Origin of the sequence: Oscillibacter acetigenes, from assembly GCF_025567605.1 — a bacterium.
GTDB lineage: Bacteria > Bacillota > Clostridia > Oscillospirales > Oscillospiraceae > Oscillibacter > Oscillibacter welbionis.
Map to the genome: position 1 here is coordinate 245,176 of NZ_JAOQKG010000004.1, position 14,587 is coordinate 259,762.

The following is a 14,587-nucleotide window of genomic DNA, read 5'->3' on the forward strand; positions in this document are numbered from 1 at the left end:
CGTCAACGCGCTGAAAATCTACCTGGCCAATCCGGACTACCATTTGCTGGAGGCCCACACGGGTCAGGAGGCTCTGGATGCCCTGGAGCGGAAGGACATCCATCTGGTGCTGCTGGACATTATGATGCCGGAGATGGACGGGATTACCGCTTTGGCAAAGCTCCGGCAGGTGAGTAACGTGCCGGTGATCCTGCTGACTGCCAAGAGCGAGGACACGGATAAGATCCTGGGCCTCAACGTGGGGGCAGACGACTACATCACCAAGCCCTTCAACCCGGTGGAGGTGGCTGCCCGGGTCCGCAGCCAGCTGCGGCGGTACTTCCAGCTGGGGAGCGGTGCACTCCGGCCGGAGGTGCTGACCCTGGGCACTATCCAGATGGACGACCGGGAGAAGACCGTCGCCGTGGATGGGGATCCGGTAGCTCTGACGCCCACGGAGTACGATATTCTGAAGCTGCTGCTGGAGCACCCGGGGCAGGTGTTCTCCCCCAGGGAGATCTACCGGAAGGTATGGAAGGACGCTCCCTTCGGCAGTGAGAACACAGTGGCGGTTCACATCCGCCACCTGCGGGAGAAGATCGAGATCGACCCGGCGGAGCCCAGATACTTAAAGGTGGTCTGGGGCCAGGGGTACAAACTGGAAAAGGGGATGCGGGCATGAAGGCCATCGAACAGAACATCGAAAAGGAGATCGCCCAGGCGGTGATGGAGGAGCAGCCCATGCAGCCTCCGGCACCGAAACGGAAAAAGAGGCTCACGGAGAGTACGGCGGCCAAGGTCATAGCCTTTCTGCTGATGCTGGTGATGACCGCCGTTACCGCCGGCGGTGTGCTGGGCGCGGTGTTTTTGTACAGCACCGACGTCTATGTCACCAGCGAGACGGCTTTCAAGCAGGAGCTGTTTTCCAATATCGCCTGGGGAGACGGGCAGACGCTTCTCAATTTCCTGATCTGGAACAGTGAAGAGCAGGTATACCAGATGAATACGGAAGCAGCAGACAGCTACTGTGCGGAGCGGAACATCTCTTACGTCATGGTACAGGATAAGACCGGCAGGGAGCTCTGGTACACGGGGCTTGCAGAATATGATAGTCCGTGGCAGTTCAGATTTTCCTATGACTGGGCAAATCCGGAACGGCCCAGCGCCGGCGTTGTTGAGAACGCTTATACCGTGCGGATTACAGTGCCGCTGTCCTCTGTGTTTGTTTATGACGACGACTACGCCCTGGCCAACCGGCTGGCGGAACTGGCCTACGCCCTCCGCTACTGGATCTACGCCATCATCGCTGCTGCGGCGCTGCTGGTGACAGTCTGCTTCATCTTCCTGCTGTGTGCCGCCGGGCACCATCCTTACGTGGACGGCGTCCGTCCCGGCTGGGGGACACGGATCCCACTGGACCTTCTGACGGCGGCGGTGGCACTGGGGCTGTTCTTGGGCATCCAACTGGTGGTGGAGGCCAACTTTGGAGGCATTGGCGTGGTGCTGGCTGTGGTACTGGGTCCTGCCGCCCTGGCGGGCGTCTTTACCGGCTGGTGCATGTCCCTGGCCCTGCGGCTCAAACTGGGTGGCTGGTGGAGGAATACAGTGGTCTATGTGGCCCTCCGCTTGCTCCGCCGTGGCGGCGGGGCGGTCCTTCGGGCCCTGGGCAGCGGCCTCCGGGGCGCAGCGCATGGGCTGGCGGGACTGCTTCACAACGTCCCCCTGGTGGGCAAGACCGTGCTGGTGTTCCTGGGCCTCTGTGTCCTGGAGGGCCTTGGGATCCTGTTCAGCATGTTCGCCTGGAGCTGGGGCCTGCTGGCGCTCCTGTGGATCTTTGAGAAGCTCCTGCTGCTCCTGGCGGTGCTGGCTTTGGCCCTCATGTGCCGGAAGCTGCTGCTGGGCGGCCGGGCTCTGGCCGCCGGGGACCTGAGCTATCAGGTGGACACCAGCCGGATGGTGCTGGACTTCAAATCCCACGGCGAGGACCTGAACCACATCGCCCAGGGCATGGCGGCGGCGGTGGACCAGCGGATGCGCAGCGAGCGGATGAAAACGGAGCTCATCACCAACGTGTCCCACGACATCAAGACGCCCCTGACCTCCATCATCAATTACGCGGACCTCATCGGAAAGGAGCCCCCGAACAGTGAGAAGATCCCGGAGTACGCGGCTGTCCTCACCCGCCAGTCCGAGCGGCTGAAGCGGCTGATCGAGGATCTGGTGGAGGCGTCCAAGGCCTCCACAGGGAATCTGGAGGTGAATCTGGCCCCCTGCCAGCCTGGCGTGCTGCTGACCCAGGCGGCAGGGGAGTACGAACAGAAGCTGAAGGACGCGGGCCTGGACCTGGTAACCCGGCAACCGGAGACAGCGGTGACCATCCTGGCGGACGGCCGACGGCTGTGGCGGGTGTTCGACAACCTGATGAACAACATCTGTAAGTACGCCCAGCGGGGCACCCGGGTGTACCTGACGCTGGAGGAGCGAGACGGCCAGGCGGTGATCTCCTTCAAAAACACCTCCCGGGCGCCGTTAGATATCCCGGCGGAGGAACTGCTGGAACGGTTCGTCCGGGGAGACGCCGCCCGAGGCGGCGAGGGAAACGGCCTGGGCCTTTCCATCGCCCGGAGCCTGACAGAGCTCCAGAAGGGCACCCTGGAGCTGACTGTGGACGGAGACTTGTTCAAGGTGGTCCTGCGGTTCTCTGAGCTTTCGTGAGAGACAGCGCACGGGGAAGAGGCACCGGCAAAATGGCCGGCGCCTCTTCTGTTTTTCCCAATCGGCTTGCGCCGCCCCTGGGAATGGGATATACTACAAGGCGGAAACAGACGGCGGCGCCGGGAGAATGGCCCGCCGGGAAAGGAGTGTTTATGCGCGTGTTGGAACAGTTGGAGCCCCAGGGGGTGTTCCGCTTCTTTGAGGAGCTGTGTGCCATCCCCCACGGCTCCCGGAACTGCCAGGCGGTCAGCGACTGGTGCGCAGCCTTTGCCAGGGAGCGGGGGCTGGAGTGCCATCAGGACCAGGCGGGGAACGTCATTATCATCCAGGAGGCCACGCCCGGGTATGAGGCGGCGGCACCCGTCATTCTTCAAGGCCACCTGGATATGGTGTGTGAAAAAGAGCCCGGCTGCACCAAGGACATGGCCGGAGAGGGCCTGGACCTGCTGGTGGAGGACGGCTGCGTCCGGGCGAAGGGCACCACCCTGGGCGGCGATGACGGCATTGCGGTGGCCATGGCCCTGGCGATCCTGGACGATCAGGCGATCCCCCACCCCCGGCTGGAGGTGGTCCTCACCACGGACGAGGAGATCGGAATGCTGGGAGCGGAGGCCCTGGACGCCGCGCCTCTCCGGGGGCGGAAGCTCATCAACGTGGACTCCGAAGAGGAGGGGATCTTCACCGTCAGCTGCGCAGGCGGAAGCATGGCCCAGTGCACTCTGCCCGTGACCCGGGCGCCCTATGGCGGCGCGGCGCTGGAGGTGACGGTCCGGGGGCTTGCCGGGGGGCACTCCGGCACAGAGATCCACAAGGGCCGGGCCAATGCCTGTGTGCTGCTGGGCCGATTGCTCCAGGCCATGGCGGAACGGACGGAGCTGCGCCTGGTGACGGCGGCGGGCGGCGGAAAGGACAACGCCATCGCCGTGGAGGCGTCCGCCCAGGTGGTGGTATCTGACGATGCCGTCGCCCGGCAGGCGGCGGAGGCATTGGCCGCGGATCTCTCCCGGGAATATGCCGCAGCGGACCCGGGCCTCCGCGTGGAGGCGGCGCCCTGCACCGTGCGGGAGACGCCTATGGACTGGGCGTCCACAGAGCGGGCAGTCTGCATGCTCACCTGCCTGCCCAACGGCGTCCAGGCCATGAGCATGGAGATCCACGGTCTGGTGCAGACCTCGCTGAACCTGGGCATCCTGGCTGCGGAGCAGACGGCCCTGACGGCCACCTTCTGCGTCCGCAGCTCCCTGGGCAGCCAGAAGGAGATGCTCCACCGTCGCCTCCGGACCCTGATGGCGCAGCTGGGGGGCACTGTCTCCATCTCCGGGGATTATCCCGCTTGGGAGTACCGGCAGGACTCCTCCCTGCGGGACCTGATGACGGAGGTCTTTCAGGAGCAGTACGGCCGGAAGCCAAAGATCGAGGCCATCCACGCGGGCGTGGAGTGCGGTATTCTGAGCGGCAAGCTGCCGGGGCTGGACTGTGTGTCCATTGGCCCGAATCTGCTGGACATCCACACCCCGCGGGAGCGGATGGAGATCGCCTCCGTCCAGCGGGTGTGGCGGTTCGTGCTGGAAGTGCTGAAGCGGTCCAAATGAGGCGCAGGGGCGCGGCGGAAGCCGCGCCCCTGCACATTGTCGCCGGAAATCCGTTGTACGCGGCGCCGTTCCGTGGTACAATAGCCGCAAAGCCGCCGGAGACGGGGGCAATCAGGGAGGGAACATCATGTATCATTGTTTCCGCCTCCGCCGGGGGCAGGATTTGTACGAGGAGATCGAGGCCTATGTGAAGGCGCATCATATCGCCGCCGGGGCAGTGGTTTCCGGTGTGGGCTGCGTCTCCCGCTGGCGGCTGCGGGACGCGACCGGTGTCCGGGTGCGCAGCGGAGAGGAGGATGTGGAGATCGTCTCCCTGATGGGCACCGTATCGGAGTACGGCTGCCACCTTCACGCCAGCTTCAGCCGGGAGGACCTCTCCGCCTTCGGCGGCCACCTGCTGCCGGGGTGCACGGTGAACACCACGGCCGAGATCGTACTGGCAGAAATCCGGAGCTGCGTGTTCACCCGCCGGCCGGACAGCGAGACCGGTTATGAGGAGTTGGAGATTGGGCCCGCATACCCGGAAGAGACACGAAACGACAGGAGAGAAGAACGATGAACGTATGGATCGCGTCGGACATTCACGGCAGTGCCCTGTACTGCCGGAAGCTGCTGGACCTGATGGAGAAGCGGGGGGCGGACCGCCTGGTGCTGCTGGGGGACCTGCTGTACCATGGCCCCCGGAACGACCTGCCGGAGGGATACGATCCCAAGGCGGTCTTTGCCATGCTGAACAGCGTGAAGGACCGGATCCTCTGTGTCCACGGCAACTGTGATGCGGAGGTGGACCAGATGGTGCTGCACTTTCCCATCGAGGCGGACTTCCAGGTGGAGGAGCTGTGCGGCAGGCGGCTGTTCCTGACCCACGGCCACCATTTCAATGTGGATCAGCGGCCCTCCCAGACCCTGCTGGACGGGGCGGGGTATGTGGTCTACGGCCACTTCCACGTGCCCATGAGGCGTCTGGAGGACGGGGTGTGGTATTGGAACCCCGGCTCTGTTTCTATCCCCAAGGAGAACAGCTGGCACGGCTGTATGCGGATGACGGAGGACGCCGTCCAGTGGCTGGATCTGGACGGCAATTTGAAGGACGAGCTGCGCTGATGGGAGGCGGGGATATGACGGACATCCAAACTGCGCTCTTTGCCCTGCGGGACCCGGCCTATCAGGCTTTTCAGAGCAAGCTGATACCCACCATAGACCCGCAGACGGTGATCGGCGTCCGGATGCCGGCTTTGCGGAAGCTGGCCCGGGAAATCGCCGGAACGCCGGTGGCAGGGGGCTTCCTCCAGGAGCTGCCCCACCGCTATTATGAGGAGAATAACCTCCACGGCTTGCTGATCTCGGCGATCCCGGACTATGACGGTGCCGTGGCGGCGCTGGAGACATTCCTGCCCTATGTGGACAACTGGGCCACCTGCGACCTGTTGAGCCCGAAGGCATTCCGGAAGCATCCGCCGGAGCTGCGGAAACAGATCCGCCGCTGGGTGGAGGATGCGCACACCTATACTGTCCGCTTCGGCCTGGGGATGCTGATGAGCTTTTATCTGGATGAGGGGTTTCAGATGGAGGACTTGGATCTGGCTGCCGGTGTCCGGCGGGAGGAGTATTACGTGAAGATGATGGCGGCTTGGTATTTTGCCACCGCCCTGGCCAAGCAGTACGACGCGGCGCTGCCCTATCTGCGGCAGCGTCGCCTGGACCGCTGGACCCACAACAAGACCATTCAGAAGGCTGTGGAGAGCTATCGGATCACGCCGGAGCAGAAGGACGAGCTTCGCAGCCTGCGCTGGAAGGACTGCGCAAAGGAGGAGGGGGTATGAAGGGCCGGAGCTGCGGGCTCTTTCTCTGCCTGTTTCTGGGCATTGCCTGCTTCAGCGGATATCAGGTCCTGCGGATCCTGCACGAGTACCGGGTGGGAGCAGACGCCTATTTCAAACTGGAGCAGTTTGCGTCCCTGCCCCCTGCGTCGGAGGAGACGGAGGAGACGCCGGCAGAGCTGGCCTGGCCGGAGGTGGACTTCACGGCCCTGGCGGCGGTGAATCCGGATGTGACTGCCTGGCTCTACGGCCCGGACACCGGCATCTCCTACCCGGTGGTCCAGGGGACGGACAATGACTATTACCTGGACCATCTCTTGGACGGCACGGCCAACAGCGCCGGGTGCCTTTTTGTGGACACATCATGCCGGCCGGATTTTTCTGGCCGCAACACGGTGATCTACGGCCATCGGATGAAAAACGGCACTATGTTTGCCGCCCTGGGGAATTATCAGGAGCAGGTCTACTATGACGCCCACCCGGTTTTTCTGCTGGTGACACCGGAGGGGCGGTATGTGGTGGAGCTGTTTTCCGGCTACGTGGCGGACACGGCGGAGAGTGCCTGGATGCTGGATTTCTCCGATGAGCAGGCGTACCTGGCCTGGCTGGAGGAGGTGGGGGAGAAGTCCGCCTTTTCCAGCAAGGTGTCACCCAGGGCAGAGGACCGGGTGGTGACGCTCTCCACCTGCAGCTATGAATTTGAGAATGCACGCTTCGTCCTCCACGGTGTCCTGCGGCCTGAAGAGGAGTGAAAACCCCCTATTGAAAAAATTTGAAAAATCGAAAAATAAGTGTTGACATTTGGCGATGATCTTGTTATACTTATCAATGTTCCGAGCGCGAAAGCCGCATAGGACAAGCGGTTCGGGGGTATAGCTCAGCTGGGAGAGCGCTTGACTGGCAGTCAAGAGGTCAGCGGTTCGATCCCGCTTATCTCCACCAAAAAAGAGAGACATGTTAAAGCATGTCTCTCTTTTTTCCACTATCCGCATGACCTTTCCCGCTCGAAATAGATCACGGCCGATAGGCGGCTCACGTTTTCCGGCAAGTGATTTATTCTCCAAAGAGAAAGGTTGAGCGCCATGGTAATCCACGAGTCCGCAGAGGACTATCTGGAGTCCATCCTGGTTTTGCAGCAGCGGCGGGGGCAGGTGCGGTCCATTGACATCGTCAACGAGCTGGGATACTCCAAGCCCAGCGTCAGCATCGCCATGAAGAAGCTGCGGGAAAACGGTTATATCTCGATGGATGCGGACGGATTCATCACTCTGAATGAAAGCGGGTTGGAAGTGGCCAGCCGTGTCTACGGTCGGCACAAGACCCTCTCCAAGCTCTTTGTCCTTCTGGGAGTAACGCCGGAGGTGGCCTCGGAGGATGCCTGCAAGGTGGAACACGACCTCAGCGAGGAGACGTTCCGCTGCATCCAGCAGTATCTGGAAAAGATGATGGAAGAACAGAAAGAGGACTGACCAAGTCAGTCCTCTTTTGATTAATGCGGCAGGCGGCATCACCGGAACAGCAGCACGGCGCAGTCCACAGCCAGCAGCACCAGAACGGCGATGCAAGCCCCGCGGCGCACCCGGGGCGACAGGCTGTGGACCAGCCGGTGGAACAGGGGCTGGAGCACGTACAGGAACAGCAGTCCGCCTAGTCCGAAGCGGATGGAGGGGGAGAGAGCGATACGGCCCTCAAAGTTGATAGCGTAGTCTCGGTAGGTCTGCCAGGGCCAGGCGCCGGTCAGGGCCTCCAGCAGATAGCTGGTGGCCAGCTCGATGGCGGTGGCGGCGATCATGCAGCCCAGGAACACCAGCACTGGCTTCACCCAGCGGAACCACGCTGGCTCCCGCTTAGCCATCAGGCGGGAGAAGGCCAGCAGGAACACCAGGGCGCCAACGCCGTACACCGGGCAGTAGGGCCCCAGCAGCACACCCCGGTTGGTGAATCCCCAGCGGTAGACCACCACTTCCAGAAACACCTCATACAGCCACCCCAGCATGGAGTAGAAAAAGAAATAGAGCACGTAGGACTGAACAGCTTCCATCCACTTGGATTTGGAGAGAGAACGCATGGGACGCCGCCCCCTTTCGTCTCCACCATCCTATCATGTCAGGCGGCAGGAAGCAAGGGGAGAATGAAGCCGGGCGCTGCGTCCGGTCCGGTGCGTGGTCAGGCCAGCCCGGGCAGCTGGTCCAGGGAGGCGAAGGTGTAGCCCATCTCCTCCCACTTGGTCAGCAGGTCATCCAGGATCGCGGCGTTGGTGGCGGAGGTAGAGTGGAGCAGCACGATGGCTCCGTCGTGGATGCGGGGCAGCAGTTTGGCATAGGCCTCCTCCGCAGAAGGTTGATCGTCCGTGTTCCAGTCCACATAGGCCAGACTCCAGAACACGGTGGTGTATCCCAGCTGTTGGGCCTGCTTCAGATTCTCCACACTGTATTTTCCCTGAGGCGGGCGGTAGAACTTGGAGAGAGGCTGTCCTGTGGTCTCCTGGTACAGGGTCTCCAGGTCCGTCAGCTCCTTCTGGAATGCGGCCATGTCCGAGATGCTGGACATATCCGGGTGGTGGTACGTGTGGTTGCCCACAATGTGGCCCTCTGCCGCCATGCGGCGGACGATGTCGGGAGCAGATTCGATCATATGCCCCACCACAAAGAAGGCGGCGGGGGCATTGTGCTTTTTCAGGGCGTCCAGTATGGCCTCTGTGCAGCCGTTCTCATATCCGCAGTCAAAGGTGAGGTAGAGGACCTTTTGGCTGGTATCCCCCAGGTAGTAGGCGCCGTATTGGGCCAGGTCCTCCGCAGAGGCATTGCCCACTGGGGATTCCCCCTCTGTGGGGAAGGATAGCCCCCAGTCCGCAGCCGCAGGGACCGCGATGGGGGCGGAGGCGGTGAGGGCCGGTGCCGGGGCAGTGAAATAAAACAGCGCGGCGAGCGTCAGGCACAGGGAGGCGGACACCAGCGCCATGGCGCCGCGGCGGTTGGGATTGGACACAAGACATTCCTCCAGTCTGGGCAAATGGATTCGGATCCAGTTTGCGCAGACCGGCGACATTTATGCAGAAAAACCACCGGAACAGAGAAAATAGCGGAGGACAACATGTCCTCCGCTGTCTTCGTGACTAGGGTCAATCTTGTCCCGGCACCTTGGGCAGCTGGGCGAAGCTGGCCTCCAGTTCTGCGTCAGTGGGGATATAGTCGGTCATCTGGCCGTTGTGGAACTTCTCATAGGCCACCATATCGAAGTAGCCGGTGCCGGTGAGGCCAAAGACAATGGTCTTCTCTTCGCCGGTCTCCTTGCACTTCATAGCCTCGTCGATGGCTACCCGGATGGCGTGACTGGACTCCGGCGCCGGAAGGATGCCCTCCACCCGGGCGAACTGCTCCGCCGCCTCAAAGACCTTTGTCTGCTCTACCGCACGGGCCTCCATCAGCCCCTCATGGTACAGCTCGGAGAGCACGGGGCTCATGCCGTGGTACCGCAGACCTCCGGCGTGGTTGGCGGAGGGAATGAAGTTGCTGCCCAGAGTGTACATTTTGGCCAGGGGGCAGACCTTGCCGGTGTCACAGAAGTCGTATGCGAATTTGCCGCGGGTGAAGCTGGGGCAGGAGGCGGGCTCCACGGCGATGAACTGGTAATCCCGCTCGCCCCGCAGCTTTTCACCCATGAAGGGGGAGATCAGACCGCCCAGGTTGCTGCCGCCGCCGGCGCAGCCGATGATGATATCGGGCACGATGTTGTACTTGTCTAGAGCCGCCTTGGCCTCCAGACCGATGATGGACTGGTGCAGCAGCACCTGGTTAAGGACGCTGCCCAGCACATAGCGGTAGCCGGGCTGGCTGGCGGCGGCTTCCACTGCCTCGGAAATGGCACAGCCCAGGGAGCCGGTGGTACCCGGGTGCTCCTTCAAAATGGCCCGGCCTACGCTGGTGGTATCGGAGGGGGAGGGGGTGACGGCGGCGCCGTAGGTCCGCATGACCTCCCGCCGGAAAGGCTTCTGCTCGTAGCTGACCTTCACCATGTAGACCTGGCAGTCCAGCCCCAGGTAGGAACAGGCCATGGAGAGGGCAGTACCCCACTGGCCGGCGCCGGTCTCAGTGGTGACGCCTTTGAGGCCCTGGTTCTTGGCGTAGTAAGCCTGGGCGATGGCGCTGTTCAGCTTGTGGGAGCCGGAGGTGTTGTTGCCCTCGAACTTGTAGTAGATCTTGGCGGGGGTCTGGAGCTTTTCCTCCAGGCAGTAGGCCCGCACCAGGGGAGAGGGCCGGTACATTTTATAGAAGTCCCGGATCTCCTGGGGGATGGGGATCTCCCGGGTGTCATTGTCCAGTTCCTGCCGGATCAGTTCGTCGCAGAACACCGGACGCAGGTCATCGAAGCCCATGGGCGTGCCGGTGGCGGGGTTCAGCAGAGGGGCGGGCTTGGTCTTCATATCTGCCCGGACATTGTACCAATTCATGGGCATCTCGTCTTCGGTCAGGTAGATTTTGTAGGGGATTTTCTCGAATGTCATGGTTGTGCTCCTTTCTGATCTGCGGCCCTTTGGAGAAAAAGAAAAAGACCTTCATCCCACAAGGACCCATTCCTATGGTTCCCTTGGGACAAAAGTCTGCGACTTCTGCGGTGCCACCCAACTTGGCGATTGCTCGCCCACTCGGCGACGTGCCAACACACGTCTTTCCCTGGTAACGGGGGAAAAGCCCGTCGGCGCTTACTGGGGAGAGATCCCGTTCAGCCCGCCCTCTGCGGTCCATTCGGCGGGGCCCCTTCTGCTGCCATCCCACCACCGGCAGCTCTCTTGGAGAAGCGACGTCCGTGTACTCGTCCGCGTCATTGGTTTGTGCTTTTGAACTTGGGCTGAGTGTACAACACGCTGGGCCCGCCTGTCAAGCTTTGAAAAAAACTTTGTGAGTTCATTACAAAAAAGCGTAAAAAATTTCTCTAATTTTCGTTTTGAATTTTGGAAAAACAGGGGCGGGCCATTTGGCCCGCCCCTGGATTTTACCGCTGGTATTCAAATTCAAAATCGTATAGGGAAACAATGTCACCGTCCTGAATGCCCATCTCTTCCAGCTTCTGGAAGAAGCCATTATCCCGCAGCACCTTGTCGAACCACATCCGGCTCTCATAGTCGGCGAAGTTCACGTTGCCCATCACCTGCCGCAGCCAGGGACCCTCCACGATCCAGGTGCCGTCGTCCTCCCGGTGGATGTCCAGCGGGGCGGAGGCATCGATCACCGGGGCCTTCGGCACATACTCCGGCTCATACACAGTGACAGGGGGCAGGACGGAGAGCATCTCCGCCGTCTTCTTCACCAGTTCCCGGGTGCCCTGGTGAGCGGCTGCGGAAATCTCCAGGAGCGTGTAGCCCAGAGCCTCCACATGAGACCGGAGCCGCTCCAGGTTGTCGGAGTCCGGGGGGAGGATGTCCACCTTGTTGGCGGCCACGATCTGGGGCCGCTCCGCCAGGTCCGGGCTGTACTGCTTCAGCTCCGCGTTGATGGCGTCAAAGTCCTCCACCGGGTCCCGGCCCTCGCTGCCGGACACGTCAACCACATGGACCAACAGGCGGCAGCGGTCCACGTGCCGCAGGAAGTCGTGGCCCAGGCCGGCGCCCTCGCTGGCGCCCTCAATGATGCCGGGAATGTCCGCCATGACGAAGCTGACGCCGTCCTCTACCCACACCACGCCCAGATTGGGGAACAGGGTGGTGAAGTGGTAGTTGGCGATCTTGGGCTGGGCCTTGGATACCACGGAGAGCAGCGTGGACTTGCCCACGTTGGGGAAGCCCACCAGCCCCACGTCCGCCAGCAGTTTCAGTTCCAGGATGACATCATGGGCCTCGCCGGGGAGTCCCGCCTTGGCAAAGCGGGGCACCTGCCGGGTGGGAGTGGCGAAGTGGCTGTTGCCCCAGCCGCCCCGACCGCCTTTGCAGAGAACATAGGGCTCGCTGCCAGACATGTCCTGCATGATCTCGCCGGTCTCTGCGTCCCGCACCAGCGTGCCCCGTGGAACCTTGATGACCAGATCTGTGCCGTCCTTGCCGGTCTTCCGGGCCCCCTGGCCGTCGGCGCCGTTGCCGGCCTCGTACTTGCGCTTGTAGCGGAAGTCCATCAGGGTGGACATATTATCATCCACCTGCAAAATGATGGAGCCGCCCCGGCCGCCGTCGCCGCCGTCCGGCCCGCCGGCAGCCACATATTTTTCTCGGTGAAAGGACACGGAACCGTTGCCGCCGTTCCCTGCCCGGACAGAGATTCGGGCCTTATCGATGAAAGAAGTTGCCATGGTTGCACCTCATATTGTGATCTATTCAAAGAATTCCTAATCCTGCCTATTTTATCCGAAAACCTGCCACACGTCAAGAGCGGAGGCGTTCTGCTGAAGCTTCCTGTGTACAAGAATCAAAAGGCGGAAGAGTCTGTGGCGCCGTGGGGCAGGCTGTGTTATACTGGTTTCGCTATAAAATGTTCTGCGAGAAGGGGGCTGTACGATGGAGGACGTGATCCTGCTGGTCATACTGGTGTCTGTCCTGTATCTCCTGCTATGTCTGCTGATTGCCTTTATACGGGCACTGTTTCCTGGGAAAAGGAGCCGAAAATCCTGTTTTAAAGACACATTCTGGATGTTTTTCCTGGAGATCCTGAATCCCCTCAACTGGCTTTGACTGATGCCGGCCAGAAGGTCGCTCTGTTTCTGAAACGGACCATTTCAAGAAAACGCATAACGGCAAAAAACCGCCCCGGTCATTTGACCGGGGCGGTTTGGCTTCCTTATTCAGCCTCGTAGACAGAGACCTGCTTACGATCCTTGCCCAGCCGCTCGAAGCGGACTGTACCGCTGACAGTGGCGAACAGGGTGTCGTCAGTGCCCTTGCCCACGTTCACACCGGGGTGGATGTGGGTGCCGCGCTGACGCACCAGGATGTTGCCGGCCTGGACGAACTGACCGTCGGCACGCTTGGCGCCAAGGCGCTTGGCCTTGGAATCACGGCCGTTCTTGGTGGAGCCGCCGCCCTTCTTGTGGGCGAAGAACTGAAGACCAATACGAATCATGATACGGACCATCCTTTCTGAAGATTTTTAGATGGGGAGGATCAATCATCCTCCAGAACTTCGATGTTGTCGGGATACTCGTCGTGGAGCGCGGAGAAGTAAACCATCAAGCCTGCCAGCAGAGACTGACAGGTGCTCTCCGCCGTGGGGGACAGCCCTCCGGGCAGATGGAGCGAAATGGACGCGTCCTGCTCCCGAACCTTAACCGATGCGGCTAGGCCCAGCACGTCATTGACGGTGGCTTCCACCAGACGGATGGCGCTGGTGACGGCGGCGCAGACGATGTCGGCGCCCGCCTCGGCGTAGCCGCTGTGGCCACGGGCCTCAAAGCCGGTGATCCGGTCGCCCTCCATACGGAATACGACAGTGGTCATACTCAGACGGAGATCTTGCCGATCTCGACCTTGGTGTAAGGCTGACGATGGCCCTGACGCTTGCGGTAACCCTTCTTGGCGTTGTACTTGAAGATGCGGATCTTCTTGCCCTTGCCGTTCTTGACGATCTTGCCCTCCACAGAAGCGCCCTCCACCACGGGAGTGCCGAAGGTGGCTTTGTCGCCGTCCAGGATGGCCAGGACCTGGTCAAACTTCACGGTGTCGCCGGCTTCCTGGTTCAGCTTCTCGATGTAGACCACGTCGCCCTCGGCTACCTTGTACTGCTTGCCGCCGGTCACGATAATTGCGTTCATGTCGTTGTTTCAACTCCTTCATTACGGGCTCGCTGTCGGGGGCGGTCCCGGTGGGACACTTTTTAACCCATTCAAAGCGGCTCAATTAGTATATCAGCCAAAATCTGAAAAGTCAATCATTTTAAAAAAGTTCTTGCAAAATATTTGAATTCTATGTAGTATTTCGCTGTCCGGCCGGACACGAATCAACATATAGGAGGTGGTCGCTTGACCATTGAGAAACTGGGAGACATGCAGATCGCCTATATGCGCCGGACCGGCGGGTATGGCGAAGGCAACCGGCAGCTGATGGAGCAGTTCAAACGATACCTGAGAGAACATGCGCTGCTTCAGGAGGATACAACGATCCTGGGCATCGCTCTGGACGATCCGGCGCAGATCCCGGAGGACCGGCAGAGGTATGACGTGGGCATGATCCTCACCGGCCGAGAAGACCCCTGCGGCCTGCCGGTCCGCACCGTTGCCGGCGGCCGCTGGGCAGTATTTGAAGTCCCCCATACAGAAGAGGGCGTGTCAGATTTCTGGGGAGACCTTCCCCAACGCGCAGCACGGCTGCCTGTGGACGGCACGAGACCCATCCTAGAACGATATGCGCATCCGAAGGTCTCAGCGCATATCTGTGAGTTTTGCGTGCCCTTGCGGGAAAGCAAGCTCAGGGGGATTTGACGCTTGACGCGCGGAGACTGCTCATGCTAGCCTCATACTTGACAGCGTAAGTGGTATATGATATATTCACCTCATAAAGAG

General features: G+C 61.3%; 16 protein-coding genes and 1 tRNA gene. 10 read left to right on the top strand and 7 right to left on the bottom strand.

The window, feature by feature from the left end:
• The 9 genes from OCV80_RS10005 to OCV80_RS10045 all read left to right on the top strand — a co-directional run.
• The coding region (locus OCV80_RS10005; protein WP_267288387.1) for a response regulator transcription factor at nucleotides 1-661 on the top strand (661 nt) is incomplete at its 5' end.
• Nucleotides 658-2,694, top strand: a complete 2,037-nt coding sequence (locus tag OCV80_RS10010) for a sensor histidine kinase (protein ID WP_119311153.1) — start codon at nucleotides 658-660, stop codon at nucleotides 2,692-2,694. The genes OCV80_RS10005 and OCV80_RS10010, both read left to right, overlap by 4 nt.
• Before the next feature lie 152 nt (nucleotides 2,695-2,846).
• Complete coding sequence (locus tag OCV80_RS10015) at nucleotides 2,847-4,286, top strand: aminoacyl-histidine dipeptidase (protein WP_119311152.1); 1,440 nt, start codon at nucleotides 2,847-2,849, stop codon at nucleotides 4,284-4,286.
• Nucleotides 4,287-4,413: 127 nt separating this feature from the next.
• The gene (locus OCV80_RS10020) at nucleotides 4,414-4,845 is read left to right on the top strand and encodes a PPC domain-containing DNA-binding protein (protein ID WP_119311151.1); all 432 of its coding nucleotides are present in this window, start codon (nucleotides 4,414-4,416) and stop codon (nucleotides 4,843-4,845) included.
• Nucleotides 4,842-5,390, top strand: a complete 549-nt coding sequence (gene yfcE / locus OCV80_RS10025) for a phosphodiesterase (protein ID WP_119311150.1) — start codon at nucleotides 4,842-4,844, stop codon at nucleotides 5,388-5,390. The genes OCV80_RS10020 and yfcE overlap by 4 nt, the downstream gene beginning before the upstream one ends.
• Nucleotides 5,391-5,404: 14 nt before the next feature.
• Entirely contained in the window at nucleotides 5,405-6,109 is a 705-nt protein-coding gene (locus tag OCV80_RS10030) for a DNA alkylation repair protein (RefSeq protein WP_119311149.1), read from the top strand.
• A complete protein-coding gene (gene srtB / locus OCV80_RS10035; RefSeq protein WP_021750077.1) occupies nucleotides 6,106-6,858 on the top strand; it encodes a class B sortase in 753 nt (250 codons plus the stop codon). Before OCV80_RS10030 ends, srtB begins: the two co-directional genes overlap by 4 nt.
• A gap of 114 nt (nucleotides 6,859-6,972) precedes the next feature.
• Nucleotides 6,973-7,048: transfer RNA gene (locus tag OCV80_RS10040), tRNA-Ala, on the top strand.
• Nucleotides 7,049-7,188: 140 nt separating this feature from the next.
• On the top strand, nucleotides 7,189-7,575 hold the full coding sequence (locus tag OCV80_RS10045; RefSeq protein ID WP_021750078.1) for a metal-dependent transcriptional regulator: 387 nt from the start codon (nucleotides 7,189-7,191) through the stop codon (nucleotides 7,573-7,575).
• Nucleotides 7,576-7,613: 38 nt separating this feature from the next.
• Here the strand turns inward: OCV80_RS10045 and OCV80_RS10050 are convergent, their stop codons facing one another.
• The 7 genes from OCV80_RS10050 to rplU form a co-directional block, all read right to left on the bottom strand.
• A complete protein-coding gene (locus tag OCV80_RS10050; protein WP_256264246.1) occupies nucleotides 7,614-8,174 on the bottom strand; it encodes a putative ABC transporter permease in 561 nt (186 codons plus the stop codon).
• Between the two features lie 98 nt (nucleotides 8,175-8,272).
• Nucleotides 8,273-9,067, bottom strand: a complete 795-nt coding sequence (locus tag OCV80_RS10055) for a polysaccharide deacetylase family protein (protein WP_021750080.1) — start codon at nucleotides 9,065-9,067, stop codon at nucleotides 8,273-8,275.
• A 160-nt stretch (nucleotides 9,068-9,227) separates the two neighbouring features.
• Complete coding sequence (locus tag OCV80_RS10060; RefSeq protein ID WP_119311148.1) at nucleotides 9,228-10,610, bottom strand: TrpB-like pyridoxal phosphate-dependent enzyme; 1,383 nt, start codon at nucleotides 10,608-10,610, stop codon at nucleotides 9,228-9,230.
• 488 nt (nucleotides 10,611-11,098) lie between these two features.
• Entirely contained in the window at nucleotides 11,099-12,385 is a 1,287-nt protein-coding gene (gene obgE / locus OCV80_RS10065) for a GTPase ObgE (RefSeq protein WP_119311147.1), read from the bottom strand.
• A 485-nt stretch (nucleotides 12,386-12,870) separates the two neighbouring features.
• The gene (rpmA, locus tag OCV80_RS10070; RefSeq protein ID WP_025543765.1) at nucleotides 12,871-13,152 is read right to left on the bottom strand and encodes a 50S ribosomal protein L27; all 282 of its coding nucleotides are present in this window, start codon (nucleotides 13,150-13,152) and stop codon (nucleotides 12,871-12,873) included.
• 41 nt (nucleotides 13,153-13,193) lie between these two features.
• On the bottom strand, nucleotides 13,194-13,526 hold the full coding sequence (locus tag OCV80_RS10075; RefSeq protein WP_021750085.1) for a ribosomal-processing cysteine protease Prp: 333 nt from the start codon (nucleotides 13,524-13,526) through the stop codon (nucleotides 13,194-13,196).
• Between the two features lie 2 nt (nucleotides 13,527-13,528).
• On the bottom strand, nucleotides 13,529-13,840 hold the full coding sequence (rplU, locus tag OCV80_RS10080) for a 50S ribosomal protein L21 (protein ID WP_119311146.1): 312 nt from the start codon (nucleotides 13,838-13,840) through the stop codon (nucleotides 13,529-13,531).
• 207 nt (nucleotides 13,841-14,047) lie between these two features.
• On the opposite strand from rplU, the gene OCV80_RS10085 reads away from it, so the two are divergent.
• The gene (locus OCV80_RS10085; RefSeq protein ID WP_119311145.1) at nucleotides 14,048-14,506 is read left to right on the top strand and encodes an AraC family transcriptional regulator; all 459 of its coding nucleotides are present in this window, start codon (nucleotides 14,048-14,050) and stop codon (nucleotides 14,504-14,506) included.
• Nucleotides 14,507-14,587: the final 81 nt, after the last annotated feature.

Bases quoted from the DNA above. Each gene is read 5' to 3' on its own strand.
- OCV80_RS10030 (WP_119311149.1), top strand. From the start codon at position 5,405: ATGACGGACATCCAAACTGCGCTCTTTGCCCTGCGGGACCCGGCCTAT.
- OCV80_RS10075 (WP_021750085.1), bottom strand. From the start codon at position 13,526: ATGACCACTGTCGTATTCCGTATGGAGGGCGACCGGATCACCGGCTTT.
- srtB (WP_021750077.1), top strand. From the start codon at position 6,106: ATGAAGGGCCGGAGCTGCGGGCTCTTTCTCTGCCTGTTTCTGGGCATT.
- obgE (WP_119311147.1), bottom strand. From the start codon at position 12,385: ATGGCAACTTCTTTCATCGATAAGGCCCGAATCTCTGTCCGGGCAGGG.
- OCV80_RS10010 (WP_119311153.1), top strand. From the start codon at position 658: ATGAAGGCCATCGAACAGAACATCGAAAAGGAGATCGCCCAGGCGGTG.
- OCV80_RS10050 (WP_256264246.1), bottom strand. From the start codon at position 8,174: ATGCGTTCTCTCTCCAAATCCAAGTGGATGGAAGCTGTTCAGTCCTAC.
- OCV80_RS10060 (WP_119311148.1), bottom strand. From the start codon at position 10,610: ATGACATTCGAGAAAATCCCCTACAAAATCTACCTGACCGAAGACGAG.
- rplU (WP_119311146.1), bottom strand. From the start codon at position 13,840: ATGAACGCAATTATCGTGACCGGCGGCAAGCAGTACAAGGTAGCCGAG.
- OCV80_RS10055 (WP_021750080.1), bottom strand. From the start codon at position 9,067: ATGGCGCTGGTGTCCGCCTCCCTGTGCCTGACGCTCGCCGCGCTGTTT.
- rpmA (WP_025543765.1), bottom strand. From the start codon at position 13,152: ATGATTCGTATTGGTCTTCAGTTCTTCGCCCACAAGAAGGGCGGCGGC.
- OCV80_RS10045 (WP_021750078.1), top strand. From the start codon at position 7,189: ATGGTAATCCACGAGTCCGCAGAGGACTATCTGGAGTCCATCCTGGTT.
- OCV80_RS10015 (WP_119311152.1), top strand. From the start codon at position 2,847: ATGCGCGTGTTGGAACAGTTGGAGCCCCAGGGGGTGTTCCGCTTCTTT.
- OCV80_RS10020 (WP_119311151.1), top strand. From the start codon at position 4,414: ATGTATCATTGTTTCCGCCTCCGCCGGGGGCAGGATTTGTACGAGGAG.
- yfcE (WP_119311150.1), top strand. From the start codon at position 4,842: ATGAACGTATGGATCGCGTCGGACATTCACGGCAGTGCCCTGTACTGC.